We start from the raw sequence: 18,132 nt of genomic DNA on the forward strand, positions 1-18,132 counted from the left end.
CTTAGGTCTTCTGAGTCGATATCAACTTGAAACCCTAGGAACTTTTTATGCGTCATTTTATTTTATCGCTTGCTTTGGCTTGTTCAGCCTTTGTCAGCGCAGCTGAAATCACTAATATTGCCGCAGCACCTGAGCAAGTGAGTCCACTCCTTCCAGGCATTGATGCCCCTGCATTACAACTCAAAGATAAGTCAGGTAAAACTGTCGACCTCGCGACACGCTATAAAGAAAATATCACCGTACTGGTGGTTTATCGTGGTGGCTGGTGTCCGTACTGTTCAAGACAGCTCGCGGGGATCCAAGAAGTTGAACCACAGCTTGTAAAAATGGGAGCACAAATTATTGCAATCGCACCAGACTCACCTGAGGCGCTGGCAAAAAGTACAATTGAATCCCCTCACTACCAACTGTTGTCTGATAACAAAATGCGTATGAGCCAAGCGTTAGGTCTCGCCTATTTTCTAGATGATAAAACAGCCCTTGCTTATCGCAACAAGTTGGGCGTAAATTTCGTTGATTTTGAGGGGAACGATAAAGTTGCCTTGCCGGTGCCGGCGGTATTTGTAGTCGATAAGAAAGGCTTGATCCAATTTCAATATGCAAACCCAAATTACAAAGTGAGACTGGATGAAAGCGTGCTACTAGCTGCGGTAAAAGCAGCTAGTCAACTATAGGAAAAGCACATAAAAAATGGAGTCCGAAGACTCCATTTTTTAGCGGTTTTCTAACCGGTTATAGTCAAATAAACCATATTCAACGCCACGTGTTTGCTTGGCAATGTCGTGGATTAAATCACTGTAACGCCAAAACTCTGGGTGAGTCCTGCGGATCCCATATTGCGCTCGTAGCGCTCGGTAATCAGACTCACTATTCATGTGGCTAAATGATGAGACAAAGTCCTCTTGTGCAGCCTCGCTTTCTAAATACCAAATTGCCTCTGGGTAATCTCCGATAAAGCCTGGCACAATCGTCGCAGTGTCTTCTGTATACGCTCTTTGCCCTTCTTCATTTAACAAACTGGAGATGTTGTAGTGGGCATTATGGTGTAATAGCGAGAACGCTTGATGTGAACCGTCACTTTGCTTAGTAATAATAAACGAGACCTGTGGAAGCAAATTAATCGCCCTAACGGACATGCTATTGAGTGCCTGCAGTGGCTTGCCGACGGCTTTATAGTCATAATCCCTATTTAGAACGGGCTTAAGCACAGCATGTAGTTTGTCATATAGCTCTTGCTTTGGATCGTCCGTTTCGTATTTTATCCCCGTTGGCGCACCGATTAGTGATTTGCGATTGATAAACTCACTTAAGCTCAAGTGTGACTTACGATACCAATAGCGTTTAATTTCCTGACGATGACTAAGTGGCAGCAGATTTAAAAAGTTTTGCTCACCTTCAAGCCTCAAGAAGTCCATATATAAGCGTGTGATAAGCTGATGACCAATGTTGCCATACACGTCAAAACCCGCCACCAGCAAGTAGTGAATGCGCTCGAACAAAGCATAGTCTAATACCCAAGCTGTTTTGGGAGGCTGGCCGATAAAACCTTTAACCACCGTTGCGCTATCAAAATGACGGAAGATAGTTAATGCTGCATTCGGGTTTTCTCCCTCACCACGCCAAATCAAGTCCATATTGAGACGCTGCCCATCGGCAAACATCTTATCTGCAAGCTCTGTTTTGGCACGTAAGTAATCCTGCTGCTTAGTGGCGTATTTAGCCCAACTGGAAAGCGGTAACGCATTACTTTGCTCAGCCGCAGGTAGCACCAAATCTTCATCATGTTTAAGCAGCAGCTGGTTCACCGCTTCGTTGCTATTTTTTTCAGGATCAACAAACGCCACCCAAAAATGGTCGTTAATGACGTTAAGCGCTATTTGACCTCGACATACAGGGCCTTTGATAAAGCCTTTTACAATTAACTCGGCCTCATCCAGCATGAATTGATAACGAGAATTGACCGGAATATCTTTGAATACCTTAAATGGGTTTGCTGCAAGCTCTGGCTCATAACCTGGCAGTTCATCCACGTGATAATCCGCTGCATAAAATTGCTGATGTAACCGTGATAGCTTAGCGTCGTTCAATGCCAGTGGCATGTGAGTTTTCGACAAAATGGTACTACGCACTTGCATCAATCGATAATACACCCTATCGATCTTAGGATCGTCAAACGGACGTACCGAGCTCACCAGTGCGATTGGCTGGCCAGGCGGCGTGCTTGAGCGTACTAATTGGAAAAACGCAGGGTCATCCAAGTGAGGGAAGTAGATATGGGCTAAATACCAATGCTCAAAAATATAACGCGCAGCAAGGCGGTGCTTATTGGAATCCTGATTAAGAAATTGTTCCCACTTTTTCACTTCTTTTTGTACTGCAACACTTGGCTTTGCAATCTGGCTCATTTTACTGCCACTTTGCAGCCAGGCTTCCAAGGTTTTGAATTCATCATGCGTGAGCGCTGGTAAGCCGTAGGGCATACCCGCATGAGGCTGTTGTTTTGCAAGGGTAGTGAATTCATCCATGGTTGGGCAAGACTGCGTTCGATCTAAAGAGAAATCAAACTCTTTACCCAAGATGCCTTGCTCAGGAAAACGATGAGACATTTTTAACAGCAAGCTATTATAAAGCACACTTCCAGCTAGGTTGCTGTATTCAGATTGATTGCGCTCATTCAGCACTGGGGTAAAACCACGCTCGCGCCACTGTGTCGTGGTTTGAGCATCGAATAACAGCCGGGTTGGTGTTTGTGCTAACAACCGCGTGCCGTCATACACTAACTCTTTCGATAATCCCCTATCTATTCCTTCTGGAGATGACAATTTGAGCTGGCAGGGTGCGTCATAACAACCATGGCAAACCACACAACGCGACTCCAAAATGGGTTTCACGCTTTGTAAGTAACGTGCACCGCCGTGGTGATATTGTTCGATTCGTGCTTGGGGTTGTTCCGGTCCAAACATATCATCATATTTAGACACGCCCAAAGCCACACAGCCAGAAAGCACGGCGACAACCACCGCACAAAACAGTGCACGTTTAGACATTTACTCGCCCTCGTCGTCATCCAGCCCAAGATCAAAAGTCGGCATCATTTCTACTGGAGGCGAAACAAACAATGCATCGCTACTAGTACTCAGGACAGCACTGAGAATAGGCCCTCGATTAATAAGCAATTGCAACTGATGTTCCGCCCCTATCAACTCAGTCACTGTCGTACTAATGTTGTTGAGCGCATAGTCATCAATATGCAAGCTAATATTCTCATCTTCTTTTGGGTTTTGGCACAAATGAGCAAGGAGGTTCTCACTCAACATCACTGATACTTCAGCATCTGGAGAGTCGATATCACGATTCTCGATGTTGTCGTCTAACAAAAAAAGCGGCAGTGATAATGGGGTGTCTTGTTGTAATTCCATCAAAGGTTACCATCTGAGTATTTGCTTTATATTAGCACAGTTAGATGGCTGATGGCTGAAAAGGGGCGACGATGCGCCCACCTTAATTACCAAGGAAGCGTGTCACCATTGGAGTGCCAAAAACCACCACTGTTTTCGATAGTTAGGTGTTCAATTCTCTTAATTAAACGTTCCGCCGCAACATCTGGACCAATATCACCTGCAAATCCCACCATCTGCGTTTGCACAAAGCCAGGATGGAATAGTCCAACAGCGATATCTTGGTTTTTCAGCTCGTGAGCCATACTCACACTCGCCGCGTTTAATGCTGCTTTCGACATTCTATAGCCAATGTAACCACCAGAACCATTATCTGCAATCGAACCCATACGACTTGTGATCATGGCAACTTTGCTGCCTGCTTTGAGGTTATCGAGCAGTGCATGAGTGACTCGAATTGGTCCTAACGCATTAACGTTAAATTGGTGGTCGATATTTTCAAAATCCATTTCCGCTAGCGTTTCATTGTGAAATACCCCAGCGTTATTAATAAGAATGTCTATCTTCTCCGACCCCAATGCCGCCAATAGCTTTTTCGCGCCATTTTCCGTTGCAACATCTATATCTTCAATGATATCCACGCCTAGAGATTCTAGTTCTGCTGATGCTTTGCGCACAACCGCCGTTACTTTGCAGCCTAGAGATAAGTATTGTTTACAAAACTCAAATCCGATCCCACGGTTAGCACCAGTCACCAAAACATGTAGTGTCATATCCTTCTCCTCACAATTTATACGCTCAAACTATTACAATTGGTATGAGTTTACTAAACTCAAGGTCAATCCTGACTGAATTCATTTTTATGATGTACTTTTTCACTTTCTGACAACTTTGCTACAGTTATAACTCTGACAACCGTAAGGATATGTTGTGAAACTCGCACTTAGCATCTTCTTCCTTTTCTTCATCCACAAGGCGACTTTTGCCTACCAAATCAATGTCAGTGAGCTGGTCGCTTATCAGCTTGGCCAGCAGCAAATCGCACAACTCATGCAAAAGATATACACACCTTTGGATATCACACCCACACTTGTCGTATTACCCAGTGAGCGCGGATTAGAATATGTAGATCAAGGGTTTTATGATGCGGAAGCAGGACGCACTAGCGCTATTGCAAATGCCTATCCTAACTTACTGCAAATACCCGAACCACTTGCAACCGTTCAAATGGCGGTGTTTTGTCTCAAGAAGGAGCATTGTACTTTGTCGACCCAGCAAGACTATGTGGTAATACAAGGCAGTTTAATAACGGAGCAAGTTTGCCAACGAAAAAAGTTGACATGTAACGCGGTCTCTAACGATGTTTCTGCGTTTCAAGCGCTTAAAAAAGGTCATGTTGAGCAAATTTTAGCTGATGACTTATTTGCGCTGGGTGCGCTATGCCAGTCAGGACTCGCCACAGTTTATGTGCGTAGGCTACGAGATGCGAGTTATCCTATTTATCACTATATCAATCATAAACACCAAGACCTACTGCCGAAATTAACAGCGTCTATCAAGCAACTAAATAGTAGTGGCGAGCGCGATACTATTCTAAACCGGCTCTCTGATCACTTTGCCACTTGCCATGGCAAAGTGATTGAATTAGAAATACATTAAGTTGAAATATCATCCATGGCAGATTCTATGATAGAGAATACCGCCCCTTGAGGATCGGTTATCACGCTAAAGCGACCAACTTCTGGTATATCTGTCGGCGGTACACAAATTTCTCCGCCAAGCTTTTGGGCATATTCAGCTTTACTATCGCAGTCCAATACCGCAATATAAATCATCCAGTGCGGGGGAATGTCTTCACCCCATTCAGCCGTCATTTCTAACATGCCAGCGACGGGTTGCTCATTTACTTTGAACAAAGTGTAGTCCATATTTCCCATGTCTTTGACTTCGATTTGCCAACCAAATAATGCAGAATAAAAGTCACGACTTTTGTCACTGTTTTTACTCACTAGCTCAAACCAATAAGGAGTATTCGCTTCAAGATGACGTTGTGTGCCAATATGACCCCCCTCTTGCCATAACGCAAAAACCGCTCCACCTGGCTCCTTTAACATTACCATCCGCCCTGCCCCTGGGACATCATGTGGGCCTGCAAGCACTTCCGCACCGAGTTCGTTGGCTTTGTTTAGACATTCATCGACATTGTCTACCGCCACATAAGCAAGCCAGTGACTGGGCATGCCCCCTTGTTGTTGCTCAGCGGTCATCTGATACATAGCAGCGACATCATCGGCTTCTTTTTGCAACATGGTGTAATAACAATCTTCACCAATAGGTTGGTCAAGAATTTGCCAGTCAAATAGTTGGCTATAGAAAGGCTTAGCTGACTGCCAGTCGCTTGAACACAGTTCAATCCAACAAAAGTAACCTAGTCTAAATTCACTAATTATTGCCATAGGGGATCACCTGTCAATCAAAGTCTAATTGAATATAGCAGCAATCAGCCGATAAGAAAGCACAGTCAGAATATGGCTTATTTTTCAATTTGCCCATACTTAGGTGAGCGCACGCCATAAAGCAAACCATTGCTTGAGTCCGCTGATAACAATCTCTGTGACGCTTTTTGCGAAACTTCAAATCCTTTATCTGAAGTGCTTTCAATCACTTGGTTTAGCACCGCGCCAATCAATGCTCCAGCCAAACTGCTATCATGATCACTTCTGTCTTCACTACTTGAAGCTTGTGACTTACCACGCCAAATTACTTGGCCAGTTTTTAAATCAACCAACCTTGCCGATAGTGCGACGGTAGTGTCACTATCCAATACAACGTATGACGTACCATAATCTTGAATCTCAATGTATAAAGCAGCGTCGGCAGCAAAGATTTCATAGAGCTTGTCTATCGCGACACTGTGAACATCATGAGCCACAGTTAAGCCGTTATTTTTAAAAGTCTCATTGACCAAAGATACTGGAAAAACATAATAGCCAGAGTCTGCAAGTGGCTTCACCACTGTCGCCATTACTCCAAAAGGGGCTACAACTTCATTGGTATTATTGACAGGCGGTAACACCAGTATCGACTTAGGATCGCTTTGAATAAAAGCGCTGTAATCCTGTTTAGGTGCCGTCGCACAGCCATTCAATAAGGCAAAAGTCAAAAGCACCAAGCCCGCTTTAATCCATTTCATGTTATTCTCCCTGCGCATTTTTTTGTAAAAAGTCGATATATTGCTTGGACTCAGGATACAGTTGTTTTTCCTTTTCAAAATAGGCAAACCCTTTTCTGTCATCCCCTTGCATCAAGTATAAGTAACCGAGATGCGCATACATGCCTGGTGCTGGGCTGACCTGAGCTGCTTCGGCGCGCGTTATGCTTGACTCTAATTGACTGACCTGCTCCTCAAGGGACTGTCCGTCACCTCGAAAGAACTCATAAAGGTTACGTTCGTAAGAACCGTAATAATATTGGGGTGCCGTACTCTGACACCCAGATAATATCAATAGTAAAGTCGCCACAAATATCGTTTGCTTCATAATTTACCTAAGATTTAGATTAGCTGTGAGATTATTTATAGAGGCTTCCAATCGCCTTTCTCGATGCCGCTAACCAAGTTGTTAACCGCCTCACGAATGGCTAAATCAAGTACCTTGCCGTTAAGCGTTGAGTCATACCCAGCAGTGCCACCAAAGCCAACCACTTCACGATTAGACAAGCTGTATTCACCAGCACCTTGCACTGAGAAAACAACTTCTGAACTGGTCACATCAACGATATTAAGATTTACCTTAGCGTAAGCAATTTGCGATTTTCCTTTACCTAAAATGCCGAATAGCTGTTTATCACCTACTTCTTTTCGACCAAACTCAGAAACATCTCCCGTAATAACAAAGTTAGCACCTTTAATGCTTTGTTTTGTACCAGTAAACCCAGCTTCTTGGGCGATCTCAGTCATGTTTTCTCTATCTAAAACAATAAAGCGATTGCTCTGCTGTAAGTGTGTGGTCAGAATAGTTTTTGCCTGAGAGCCTAAGCGGTCCGGTCCTGAACTAAACACACCATTATGAAAAGCTGAACGGTTTTGCAACTTACCAACCGCTAACTGGCTTTTTGGGCCATTGTAAGCCTGGTTATATGAGGCCACTTTTGGCGCTTCTACCGTTCTTGATGCTTCCGTTGCGCAACCCGCGGTTAATCCGACAAACGTCAATGCAATTACTGTGGCGAGCGGTTTATTCATTATCATTCTCCTAGAGTCTTAAGCGTCTGTCTGCGACGCGACGAGTCGTTTTGTTGATATTAATGTAGATTAATTTCGCTGACTTTAGTGTTAATTTTTGTTTGAGAACAATACAATCACGCTACATCTAGACTGGGGTGTTAAAGACATTGAAATATCAAACCGAGCGCCGCATCAGAAAAAGTGGTGTAAACGACTAGAGGAGTGGCTATCAAAAAAACTATAGCTCCTTTATTAACAATAAGTTATTAAATCAGTAAGCTTGTGATTCGCTTAATGCTACTGGAAGCAGCAGGTAAGATCACCGTTAGCAAATCGCCGAACACTTTCCAACAAATTAGCGCTGACGCATCACGCCTTCTTGAATGGTCGATGCAATCAACTCACCTTGGCGGTTGAAAAATTGGCCACGTACTAGGCCCCGGCCATTAGACGCGCTTGGACTATCAACACTATATAAAATCCACTCATCCATTCTAAACGGACGATGGAACCACATCGCATGGTCTATTGTTGCAACTTGCATATTAGGCTGCATAAACGACAAACCGTGTGGTTGTAGTGCCGTTGGTAAGAATTCAAAATCAGAGGCATAAGCCAGTAAATAGTTATGGATCCTTCTGTCGTCTGGCATGTCACCATTGGCTTTAAACCAAACATTTCTCACCGGATCCTGTTTTTTGGGTTTAAATGGATTTTGAAAGTTTACAGGGCGCATATCCAGCGGCATTTCTTGCGTAAATTTAGCTCGAAGTGATTCAGGAATGAGGTCTGCATGTTCTTGATAAAAGTGGAGTGATGACTTTAACGTTTCAGGCTCTGGCACATCCGGCATCAAAGATTGATGAGAAACGCCAGGCTCGTCACCTTGGAAAGAGGCTGTCATGTAAAATATCGGCTTACCATATTGAATGGCACTGATCCTACGTGTGCTAAAACTTCGACCATCACGAATATTTTCAACATCGTAGACAATGGGCTTACTCGCATCACCAGGACGCAAAAAGTAAGAGTGCAGCGAGTTAACAAAGCGCCCTTCTGGTAAGGTGTACTTTGCCGCAGACAACGCCTGCCCCATCACCTGACCTCCAAACACTTGAGGAAAACCAAGATCTTGGCTTTGACCTCTGTATATCCCTTGCTCAATTTCTTCAAGGCTGAGTAAATCCAACAGATTTTGTAACACTTGACTCATGTTGCACTCCGAACGTCTAGTAGAACTGGCGATAGTCGTTATAATGAGATAATACTTTTACCAAATCCAAGTAAGACACGGACTGGTAGCAAACCAAGTATATTGCTCAAATGAGTATAATACATCATAACTCAAACTATTGGACTAACCTATATGGCTTATTGGCTGTTTAAAACAGAACCCGATGCATTTTCCATTGATGACTTAAAAAACGCGCCTGAGCAGCAAACTTTTTGGGAGGGAATTCGTAATTATCAGGCAAGAAACTTCCTGCGCGATGAGGTTAAGGTGGGTGACTCAGTGTTTATTTACCACTCAAGCTGTAAAGTGCCTGCGGTTGTCGGTATTGCCAAAGTGGTGAAAGCAGCAGAGCCAGATCCACACCAATTTGACTTAAGCAGTGATTATTATGATGCCAAATCAAGCACCGATAGCCCTCGCTGGGTAGGCGTCACTCTAGCATACGAGCAGCACCTACGCCCGGTGACCCTGCAGGCGATAAAAGCCAACACTGCGCTCACCGAACTGGCTCTAAAAAAAGGGGGGCGATTATCCATCATGCCCATCATCGAACCTGAGTGGCAGATTATTTTAGAGATGTCGGGGCAAAGCTAGCGTTTTGCTTTGCCTTTTTGTCGTCCGTGTTTAGGCACTATGCTGATATATAGCAGCAAAGCGACCCAAGAAAATAGTAGCGTTCCTATCAGCCAGCCGTTTTTTTCATGCCCTTTGCTGCGCTTGCTTCCTGCAACTAAAGCGACAGGAAGTAAGTAAGCGCATACAATTGCAATCATCAAGAAGAGTTCTTCGAACATAGTGATGACCAGTCAACCTCTGATGCAAGCACCCGTTGCGGTGCAATATAGTGCAAAATATCTCCCCCTGTAATGTTGTAATCCAGAGGTGGGTTTAGATCCATATTTAGCGCATTTATATCGTGCGCAACACCGAGCAGCGTCGCATCATGATGCTGTTTAAAATAACCAAAAATATCACCAAAGGTTAAACAGCTTACCTCTGCTGGTAAGGCTAAGCTGAATTGCGTATCGCCGTGTAGCGTCGACAGCAATTCCTCTTGTACTCGGCTTGAGCCAGGATCTTGCATGGCTCGCACTAAGATTTCAGCAGACATAGATGCTGAGCATTCAACATTTTTACAATGCTCTCTTAAAAGCAGTGCTTTGCTATCGTCCAAGAAGTGCGCGCTAATATGCGCTTCGGGTTTTACTACTCGGCTAAGCTTTAGCGCGGTGGTAAATGTCTGATTATCATCATCGCCATCAATGATGATTTTGTCAGCCCGCTCGATGTTGATCCGGCTTAACTGTTCGTCATCAGTAAAACTGGTTAAACGCGCAAATGCGACTTCCGGATAACTCAACAGCGGATGCTCCATGGCCTCGGTGACCGCCAATACGATTTTTCTATCTTCGCGCTTATTGTCACCTAGAATATAATCCACCATTTTTTTCGTTCTCACATCATGCCAACCAAAAATTACGATGTGGTTTTGCAAATGTGCAAAATCTTTTTCCCCTGTCATGCCTCTTCTCACCCAATACGTCACAAATTGTCCAGCTTTTCCCAATAACACACCAAATAGCGCAAGGCCAAATGGGATCTGTATAATGGCAACGACTAAACGGCCAAAATCCGTTGTTGCACTAAAGTCTCCGTAGCCAACTGTTGAAGTCGTCACCACGTAGTAATAAAAGAACGTGCTCAGTGGCAATAATGCCGATTCATTGCTGAGCCATAACAACCCCCAAGTCACCAACATATGAATGAGCGTTGCCATAAATAACAGTTGCCAGCTGGCCTTATCCACATGAGCCCGCATCAAAACAACTAAACGCTTAAAAATTATAGGCATATTGCTTCCCTATCAAATACATACTGCTACCTTACTGCAGATTTTAGCCAAAAAACAACACGACATATCGACTTCTTTGATATAGTCTTAGAAAAGGTTACAAGAAGTAATGAGGGGTTAACATGGCTGGCGTATTGGCCTCAGTAAATCAACGCACACAACTGGTGGGTGAAAACCGCCTAGAGTTGCTATTGTTTCATCTTCATAGCCGCCACTTTTTTGCGCTCAACGTCTTTAAAGTAAAAGAAGTTGTTAAGCTCCCTCATCTTAACAAAATGCCCAATGCACACCCTAAAGTGTGTGGCGTAACCAACATCCGTGGCGAGTCTATTCCGGTTATCGATTTACGACAAGCGATATGCATGCCGCCATGCGACCGAGACAAAGACTGTAACTTAGTGATCACAGAGTACAACCGCTCAGTGCAGGCTTTCTTAGTTGGTAAAGTTGACCAAATCGTCAATACTACGTGGTCCGATATTATGCCAACTCCTAAGTCTGTTGGCCGTAACCATTACCTCACCGCACTGACTAAAATAAAACGTGACGGCGCTGAACACATCGTTGAAATCATCGATGTAGAAAAGGTACTTGCCGAAATCGTTGAATACAAAGTTGAGATCCCGCAAGACATTCTAGATAAAGATATCATCAATGAGTTTCATGGCCGTAAAATTTTACATGCCGATGATTCGCCGACCGCTCGTCGTCAAGTTGCCGAGACCTTGGCACAATTGGGCATAGAAATCATCCCGGCAACTGACGGTCAAGAGGCGCTAAACGTGTTAAAGCACTGGGCCGACGAAGGTATAGACGTACAAAAAGAGTTACTTGCGGTGATCACCGATGCAGAAATGCCCGTCATGGATGGCTACCGACTGACCTATGAAATTCGCAACGACAGTCGCCTGAAAGACCTTTATGTCATTCTCAATACCTCACTCAGTGGCAGCTTTAACCATGCCATGGTCGAAAAAGTGGGCTGTAATGCGTTTCTATCAAAGTTCCAGCCCGATTTATTGGTAACAGAAGTACAAAACCGGTTGAAGGACGTTTTGCAAAAATAAACATAAATACTGTATAAAAAACCAGTTTATGTTTCTTTATAAATCATAATGTTACATTTACTCAATTAGGTTTGCTTTGCGATATGCTGGGATTTACGGCAGCGACTCGGTATACTTGCCATCATTTGAGCAAATAGGCAAAGCAATGGACGTATCAGAATTACTCGACGGCCTCAACGACAAACAGCGCGATGCAGTCGCAGCACCTCTGCAAAACATGCTAGTGCTCGCAGGTGCGGGTTCAGGTAAAACACGAGTACTCGTTCATCGTATAGCTTGGCTTATGCAAGTTGAGCAGGCCTCTGCATTTAGTATTTTCGCGGTAACCTTTACCAATAAGGCAGCCAAAGAAATGCGTGCTCGTGTTGAAGCGACGCTCAATGGCCCTGTTGGTGGTATGTGGATAGGCACTTTCCACGGCCTTGCCCACCGCATGTTACGCGCTCACCACCGTGAAGCTAAATTACCAGAATCATTTCAAATTCTAGATAGCGATGATCAGCAACGAATGATCCGCCGTTTGCTCAAAGCCATGAATATCGATGAGAAAAAGTGGCCACCTAAGCAGTTAAGCTGGTACATCAGCGCGCGTAAAGACGAAGGGTTAAGACCCAAAGATATTCAAGCATATGATGTCAATGAACAGCTGATGTTGAATGTATATAGTGCTTACCAAGATGCCTGTGATAGAGCTGGTCTTGTTGACTTTGCTGAGATCCTATTGCGCTGCTACGAGCTATTACAGCAACAACCTACCTTGCTACGTCACTATCAACAACGCTTCCGCCATATGCTAGTGGACGAGTTCCAAGATACCAATAGCATTCAATATTTGTGGTTGCGCCTGCTGGCAGGTAGTGACAACAATATCATGATCGTAGGTGATGACGACCAAAGTATTTACGGCTGGCGTGGTGCAAAAATAGAAAACATCAAACGTTTTCTGGACGACTTTAACGCCGAGACGATCCGACTTGAACAAAATTATCGTTCTACTGCAACCATTCTAAAAGCATCCAATGCGCTCATTGAAAACAACGCGGAACGAATGGGTAAAAGTCTCTGGACTGACGGAAACCAAGGCGAGCCAATTTCAATTTACGCCGCTTTTAATGAACTTGATGAAGCACGCTTTGTGGTTGGCAAAATTAAATCTTGGTTACAGGCTGGCAATGCGCTCAGCGACAGCGCGGTACTCTACAGAAATAACGCACAATCCCGAGTGTTAGAAGAAGCCCTACTTCAAGAAGGGTTAAAATACCGTATTTATGGCGGTATGCGTTTCTTCGAACGCCAAGAGATTAAAGATGCCCTGTCTTACCTCCGTATAATCAGCAATCGCAATGACGACGCAGCATTTGAGCGTGTGATAAACACGCCTGCCCGTGGTATTGGTGATAAAACGTTAAGCCATATTCGCGATTGTGCGCGTCACGAATCACTCTCACTTTGGGATGCAGCCAAAGCCGTGCTTGCGCAAAAGCATTTAGCAGGAAGAGCTGCTACAGCGGTGACAAAATTTATTGAACTAGTCGAGCAGCTCGACGATAAAATTGCAGAACTTGAACTGGCACAACAAGCACAGACAGCCATTGAGCAGTCAGGTCTCATGGCAATGTATCAAGCCGAAAAAGGCGAAAAAGGCCGCGCTCGAGTGGAGAACTTGGAAGAATTGATCAGTGCTTGTGGTCAGTATGAGCTTCCTATCGATGAAGACTTTACCTCACCATTACAAGGCTTTTTAGCCTATACCTCTTTGGAGGCAGGCGAAGGCCAGGCTGACGAGCATGAAGACGCAGTACAAATGATGACGCTGCACTCAGCCAAAGGTCTCGAGTTCCCATTGGTCTTTATGGTTGGGGTGGAAGAAGGCATGTTCCCATCGCAGCAAAGTAATGAAGAGTCGGGCCGCTTGGAAGAAGAGCGCCGCTTGTGCTACGTCGGTATGACGCGTGCCATGGATAAGCTTTACATTAGCCACGCAGAAAGCCGCCGCTTGTATGGTCAAGAAAAACATCACAGCCCTTCAAGGTTCTTACGTGAAATTCCTGAAGACTGCATGGAAGAAATTCGGATTAAAACACAAATTTCTCGCCCTGCTAACTCGGGTCGATTCAGCCCATCAATCAGTCATGCGACTTTTGAAGATAGCGGCTTTAATTTAGGCCAGCGTGTCCTGCATGCCAAATTTGGTGCAGGCACAGTGCTTAACTATGAAGGTGCTGGTGCTCAGTCACGCATTCAAGTTAGCTTTGATGATGTTGGTAGTAAGTGGTTAGTAACCGCCTATGCAAGACTTCAAGCACTCTAATCTGCCGCTATTACGCTCTCAGCTTGCCGATGCGCGCCATCGGCAACTCTTGCTTATCACCGGCAGCCAAGCTTGGTGCTACGCGCAGTGTCAGCAGCTACTAGCAAACTCAAACGATAATCTTATCCTAAGTAGCAGTAAGGCATTAGAAAATGCCGTTTGGCCTGATCATTTACACCAAATACTCGGACAAGAATTTAGCAACTTAGTCTACGACGGCTTTAGTGGTATTGTGCCTAACAAAATCGCAGCTGCGGCGGGCACTGTAAAGGCAGGCGGCTTACTGCTGTTGTTACTTCCCGAATTAGATGCACTCGACCACTGGCTAGACCCTGCAATTACCCGCTGGTGCTCTGAGGGGCAAATACCCAAACATAGCTACTTTTTAAAAAGGTGGCAGCAACTCTGGCAGCAACAACCAGCTTGGCATATCAGCGAGCACTTTGGGGTTCAACTGCCCTCAGCGTATCTTGCTGCAAGTTCAGCGGTTTGCGGTATTGAAGAGCAACAAAACGTACTGGCACAACTCTCCACAGCATTGGAAAACCGGCAAACACCTGTATTACTGAGCGCAAATAGAGGTCGGGGGAAGAGCGCGCTATTGGGCCTCTTGGCATCAAAGCACCCTACACAACAATTTGTTATTTGTAGCCGCCATTTCCATGCTCTACATAGTTGCTTTGACATGCTTGCTCAAGCACTCAATACCGAGGTTGATGTAAAAACGAAGAAGCTGGCTAATCTCAGCTATCTGGCACCAGATGCGTTACTACAACAAGCCTCTACGCTTGATAGCAATACGGTTATTTTGGTGGATGAAGCAGCCGCCTTGCCAGTTCCATTTTTAATACAAGTCGCTCAATTTGGCTTTCGCTGCATTTTTTCCAGTACCATAGTTGGTTATGAGGGTAATGGTAGAGGCTACACATTGCGGTTTAAGCGCTACTTGGAATCACATTACCCAAGTTATCTTAACTTCACCTTGTCGACTCCTATTCGCTACGCATCGGATGATCCGTTGGAGCGGCAGATCAGGGATTTATTTGTACTCGAGTGTAAAGCGACATCACCCCAACTCACCTCGCCAACCACAATGCGTGCTATCGCACAGAGTGAGTTGTTAGAAAATAGCTCGTTACTTGAGCAAGTATTTTCACTACTCGCATTAGCACATTATCAAACCAGCGTGGATGATTTAAGGCAATTATTAGATGCACCCGATCTCCACTTACAGGGCGCATTTTGCAATAACGAGCTAGTAGGCATTTGCCTTGCTGTTATCGAAGGCGGACTCGCTGCAGATCTCGCAGGAGATATTCTGGTAGGAACGCGAAGGCCCGCAGGCCATCTCATGGCGCAGCAGCTAACGACAAGCTTTGGTGACAACCGCTTTGTCACCGAAAAAAGCGCTAGAGTCGTTAGAATAGCCGTACACCCAGATGTACAACAGCAAGGAATTGGCCGCCGCCTACTGGCTTCCTTTGAAACCACATTATCAAAAGATATCAGTTACATAGGAACCAGTTTTGGTCTTACAGCGCCGTTGCTTTCGTTTTGGTCACAGCGTCACTATCAGCCAATGAAACTGGGGTTTAAGCAAGATAAAGCCAGTGGCGAGTACGCAGTTTTGATGCTTAAAAAAGTCAGAGGCGAATTAGACAACACCTATACTCAAGTATTTAAACAAGCTTTTTTCTATCAGTTACGCTCGCACTATCAACAACTTGATACTGAGGTGGTTGCCGCTATATTAGCTACAATGCCCTTTAAAAGCATAACTAGTGAACAGCTGGATTATTTGTGCTATCTACGTAACAGCAATCCGGTCGAGCAACAAGTATGTCCTTTTTTATGGCAGCTGATCACAACCGATCCTCGATTGCTTAAAAACTTAACTAAAGTTTCCAAAGCATTAGTAATTCGTCTAATATTACAGCAACATTCGACCCAAGTCGTACTTAATTTGCTTGGGTTATCTGGTAAAAAAGCCCTCACCACAACGCTTAGAGAGACAGTGCGGCAAGTATATGAGTATTTTCGGTGTTAAATTTTTACTATTCGTTTTTGCTTCTGCTGTACTAAATTTTACAGCTTCCGCTCAACCTGTTGTGAAAATTGGTATGTCCACCGCACTTTCCGGGCCTGCAAAAGAGATAGGTCAACAACTAAGGGCTGGTGCCGAGCTACATTTTAACTTTTATAACCAGCATAAAGCCGATGACGCCGCTGCAATTGAGTTGCAGGTGTTGGATGATGGCTATGAGCCACACAAAACCGTAACCAATGCTCGTAAGCTCGTTTATGAAAATAAAGTCGATGCATTATTTGGTGTTATGGGCACGCCCACATCTTATGCCATAAAGCCTATTTTGGAGCATTCTAAGGTCCCCTTTCTTATGCCATATACTGGCGCTGAGTTTCTTCAAGATCCTAATACTTTCAAAGTGTTTAACCTTCGCACTAGCTACAATAAAGAAGCACAAGATATCATCCGCTACTTTATCGATGAACAAAAACTACAGCGGGTGGGTTTACTCATTCAAGCCGATGAATTTGGTCTAACCGTAGAAAAAAGCCTCACCAGAGCGCTTTCTGAACGTGGATTAAAGCCCGTTGTGATAACACGTTTTAGGCGCAATACTGATGATATAGAGCGAGCCCTTGGACAAGCGCAGCGGCATCAAATAGAGGGCCTAGCTATGGTCGGCACCTACACGCCACTGTCCAAGTTTATTAATCGTGCGATAGAGGTTGGCCTTGAAACACAATACGCTACGGTTTCATTTGCCTCCTCCAATGAGCTGTTTGCCAGACTAAATGGCACGCCAAAGGTATTGGTCACCGAAGTGGTGCCTGATCCTGCGGTTTGTAAAGGTAAGCTTTGTGACACTTTTCGCGAGGCAATTCGTAATACCACCCTGTCCCAAAATGAGCAGGTATTCGAAGGCTATCTCAATGCCTACTTATTAACGACTGCAATCCAGCAATGTGACCTGCCCATTGATAGTGACTGCCTACTAACCGCATTACAACAGGAGTTGGAGCATAACGCCGTTATTCAAGAGGTATTTATGCTCCAGCCAGCGCAAAAGAAATTGCCAGTTTACCGTTCCTTTTTCCAATAATGTTCTATGCTTAGTTGATACTGACCATATGCGAGGCTAACATGGATTTAATTAACTTTCGCGTCGGGAAAAAAACAATATCACTGCAAATCCTCGATATTCTATTAACTGAGCGCTACGAAGAAAACTTAACAGACCTACCTAATGACAACCCAAGCTTTCTTGGTGTTAAGGATTATATGGGAATACCCACTCCCATATTCGATTTAGGGATCATCCTCAATAAACGTTCTTCTTATGAGACTAATCAAGAGCTTGTGGATATGCTCAAACAACGAGAAGAAGATCATAAAGAATGGCTGCACGCTTTAGAAGCAAGTATTTTTAATGATGTTCCCTTCACTAAAGCTAAAGATCCTAAACAATGCGCCTTTGGTCAGTGGTTTTACGGCTTCAAAACTGAAAATGACGACCTAAAAGCGCTCCTAAAACGCTTCGAAGAACCACATGAAAAACTCCATTCATTAGCAGATAAACTGTTGATGATGTGCGCACAAGGGCAAAAACAACAGGCCATAGAAACGCTCGCTCGTGAAAAGAGCACCACCTTTAATAAGCTGATGCGACTTTTTGAATCCGCCCGTGACCAAATCATGCTCGACCATAAACCCATTATTGTTTTTACCACTCAAGATGGCCAAAGTCCGCATATCGGTTTGCTAGTCGACAAGGTCGAAGATAACGTTCACTGTGACGAAAGCGATATTAAATCACTGCAGGAAATGACCAGTATAGGTTTTGAGATAGATGCTCAAACCAAAAAGTTAATGAAAGGTTTGGTCAAGATGGGAAAACGCCACAGCGTATTGATTGACCCTAGTGCCATTTTCCGCCCTGAACATTTACAAAGCTATGAGCCCGAAGAAACGGAAGAATACGGTTTGTTTTAGGTTTGGAAAATGGAATACAAAAAAACGCCG

18 protein-coding genes are annotated in these 18,132 nt (G+C 44.4%); 8 read left to right on the plus strand and 10 right to left on the minus strand.

Annotation, left to right across the window (positions count from 1 at the left end; translation table 11 throughout):
* The first annotated feature begins 47 nt into the window (after positions 1 to 47).
* A complete protein-coding gene (locus DRB05_RS03020) occupies positions 48 to 674 on the plus strand; it encodes a peroxiredoxin-like family protein (protein ID WP_128725624.1) in 627 nt (208 codons plus the stop codon).
* A gap of 39 nt (positions 675 to 713) precedes the next feature.
* Here the strand turns inward: DRB05_RS03020 and DRB05_RS03025 are convergent, their stop codons facing one another.
* From DRB05_RS03025 to DRB05_RS03035, 3 genes are all read right to left on the minus strand, one after another.
* Positions 714 to 3,047 carry a fatty acid cis/trans isomerase gene (locus DRB05_RS03025; protein WP_128725625.1) on the minus strand — a complete coding sequence of 778 codons (2,334 nt, stop codon included), beginning with the start codon at positions 3,045 to 3,047 and terminating at the stop codon, positions 714 to 716.
* Positions 3,048 to 3,419 carry a hypothetical protein gene (locus DRB05_RS03030; protein WP_010374501.1) on the minus strand — a complete coding sequence of 124 codons (372 nt, stop codon included), beginning with the start codon at positions 3,417 to 3,419 and terminating at the stop codon, positions 3,048 to 3,050.
* Between the two features lie 86 nt (positions 3,420 to 3,505).
* Complete coding sequence (locus DRB05_RS03035; protein WP_128725626.1) at positions 3,506 to 4,171, minus strand: SDR family oxidoreductase; 666 nt, start codon at positions 4,169 to 4,171, stop codon at positions 3,506 to 3,508.
* Between the two features lie 157 nt (positions 4,172 to 4,328).
* Here DRB05_RS03035 and DRB05_RS03040 point away from each other — a divergent pair, with 157 nt between their 5' ends.
* The gene (locus DRB05_RS03040; RefSeq protein WP_128725627.1) at positions 4,329 to 5,057 is read left to right on the plus strand and encodes a transporter substrate-binding domain-containing protein; all 729 of its coding nucleotides are present in this window, start codon (positions 4,329 to 4,331) and stop codon (positions 5,055 to 5,057) included.
* Here DRB05_RS03040 and DRB05_RS03045 read toward each other — a convergent pair.
* The 5 genes from DRB05_RS03045 to tesB form a co-directional block, all read right to left on the minus strand.
* Entirely contained in the window at positions 5,054 to 5,854 is an 801-nt protein-coding gene (locus DRB05_RS03045) for a VOC family protein (RefSeq protein ID WP_128725628.1), read from the minus strand. The two genes, DRB05_RS03040 and DRB05_RS03045, sit on opposite strands and share 4 nt — an antisense overlap.
* Before the next feature lie 77 nt (positions 5,855 to 5,931).
* Positions 5,932 to 6,591, minus strand: coding sequence for a DUF799 domain-containing protein (locus DRB05_RS03050; RefSeq protein WP_128725629.1), 660 nt, complete (start codon positions 6,589 to 6,591; stop codon positions 5,932 to 5,934).
* 1 nt (position 6,592) lies between these two features.
* Positions 6,593 to 6,937 (minus strand): DUF4810 domain-containing protein, encoded by a 345-nt coding sequence (locus DRB05_RS03055; protein WP_128725630.1) that lies wholly within the window; start codon positions 6,935 to 6,937, stop codon positions 6,593 to 6,595.
* Between the two features lie 35 nt (positions 6,938 to 6,972).
* Positions 6,973 to 7,641, minus strand: a complete 669-nt coding sequence (locus DRB05_RS03060) for a CsgG/HfaB family protein (protein WP_128725631.1) — start codon at positions 7,639 to 7,641, stop codon at positions 6,973 to 6,975.
* A gap of 337 nt (positions 7,642 to 7,978) precedes the next feature.
* Entirely contained in the window at positions 7,979 to 8,836 is an 858-nt protein-coding gene (gene tesB, locus DRB05_RS03065) for an acyl-CoA thioesterase II (protein WP_128725632.1), read from the minus strand.
* Positions 8,837 to 8,989: 153 nt separating this feature from the next.
* On the opposite strand from tesB, the gene DRB05_RS03070 reads away from it, so the two are divergent.
* A complete protein-coding gene (locus DRB05_RS03070; RefSeq protein WP_128725633.1) occupies positions 8,990 to 9,451 on the plus strand; it encodes an EVE domain-containing protein in 462 nt (153 codons plus the stop codon).
* On the opposite strand, the gene DRB05_RS03075 is transcribed toward DRB05_RS03070, so the two are convergent.
* Both DRB05_RS03075 and DRB05_RS03080 read right to left on the minus strand, forming a co-directional pair.
* A complete protein-coding gene (locus DRB05_RS03075) occupies positions 9,448 to 9,630 on the minus strand; it encodes a hypothetical protein (protein ID WP_095728599.1) in 183 nt (60 codons plus the stop codon). The two genes, DRB05_RS03070 and DRB05_RS03075, sit on opposite strands and share 4 nt — an antisense overlap.
* On the minus strand, positions 9,630 to 10,709 hold the full coding sequence (locus DRB05_RS03080) for a potassium channel family protein (RefSeq protein ID WP_128725634.1): 1,080 nt from the start codon (positions 10,707 to 10,709) through the stop codon (positions 9,630 to 9,632). The genes DRB05_RS03075 and DRB05_RS03080 overlap by 1 nt, the downstream gene beginning before the upstream one ends.
* A gap of 122 nt (positions 10,710 to 10,831) precedes the next feature.
* On the opposite strand from DRB05_RS03080, the gene DRB05_RS03085 reads away from it, so the two are divergent.
* The 5 genes from DRB05_RS03085 (at position 10,832) to DRB05_RS03105 (ending at position 18,102) form a co-directional block, all read left to right on the plus strand.
* A complete protein-coding gene (locus tag DRB05_RS03085; protein WP_128725635.1) occupies positions 10,832 to 11,776 on the plus strand; it encodes a chemotaxis protein CheV in 945 nt (314 codons plus the stop codon).
* Between the two features lie 145 nt (positions 11,777 to 11,921).
* The gene (gene uvrD, locus DRB05_RS03090) at positions 11,922 to 14,087 is read left to right on the plus strand and encodes a DNA helicase II (protein ID WP_128725636.1); all 2,166 of its coding nucleotides are present in this window, start codon (positions 11,922 to 11,924) and stop codon (positions 14,085 to 14,087) included.
* Positions 14,065 to 16,134, plus strand: coding sequence for a GNAT family N-acetyltransferase (locus DRB05_RS03095; RefSeq protein ID WP_128725637.1), 2,070 nt, complete (start codon positions 14,065 to 14,067; stop codon positions 16,132 to 16,134). The genes uvrD and DRB05_RS03095 overlap by 23 nt, the downstream gene beginning before the upstream one ends.
* 73 nt (positions 16,135 to 16,207) lie before the next feature.
* Positions 16,208 to 17,212, plus strand: coding sequence for an ABC transporter substrate-binding protein (locus DRB05_RS03100; protein ID WP_240036194.1), 1,005 nt, complete (start codon positions 16,208 to 16,210; stop codon positions 17,210 to 17,212).
* Between the two features lie 41 nt (positions 17,213 to 17,253).
* The gene (locus tag DRB05_RS03105; RefSeq protein ID WP_128725639.1) at positions 17,254 to 18,102 is read left to right on the plus strand and encodes a CZB domain-containing protein; all 849 of its coding nucleotides are present in this window, start codon (positions 17,254 to 17,256) and stop codon (positions 18,100 to 18,102) included.
* The last annotated feature ends 30 nt before the right edge of the window (positions 18,103 to 18,132 follow it).

Origin of the sequence: Pseudoalteromonas sp. A757, from assembly GCF_004103285.1 — a bacterium.
Classification (GTDB): Bacteria; Pseudomonadota; Gammaproteobacteria; order Enterobacterales; family Alteromonadaceae; genus Pseudoalteromonas; species Pseudoalteromonas galatheae.